A 437-nucleotide genomic window follows, 5' to 3' on the forward strand; every position below is an offset into this window, starting at 1 on the left:
TGCCCAATGAACCGAGGCGGCACTTCGTATAGCTGCTTATTCAGGGTGATCGTGCCATCGGCTTTCACCTTGCGGTGTTCCCGTTTCAGAAAAATCGCGTCCAGCCAATCGATGTCTTCGATCCACATCACCTGTTCCACCTGAGACTGAAACACCTCATGCGGCGTTTTCCCATCAAGCGAGGCGTGAGGTTTTCGATGATACTCTTCTTCAAGCCACTTCCAAAAACGCTCGTTCAACTCATCAAGCGACTTCGGCGGATTCAGCTCCAACAGCGGATAAAACCGTGTCTGTACGGTGCGGAAGAACCGTTCGATTTTCCCTTTGCTTTGCGGGTCATACGGCTGAGTGTGGATGAGCGTAATCCCCATCTCGGCGCACGCATACTGCAGCACCTCGGACCGATAAATTTTCCCGTTGTCCGAGTAAATGCGTTT

The 437-nt window shown here is 51.9% G+C and carries 1 protein-coding gene; it reads right to left on the bottom strand.

All coding sequences use genetic code 11. The annotated features are described in order from the left end of the window. On the bottom strand, nt 1–437 hold a 437-nt coding region (locus ABS784_RS16980; protein ID WP_352513371.1), incomplete at both ends, for an integrase core domain-containing protein.

The sequence above is a fragment of the Geobacillus sp. G4 genome (assembly GCF_040327975.1).
GTDB classification, from domain to species: Bacteria; Bacillota; Bacilli; order Bacillales; family Anoxybacillaceae; genus Geobacillus; species Geobacillus thermoleovorans.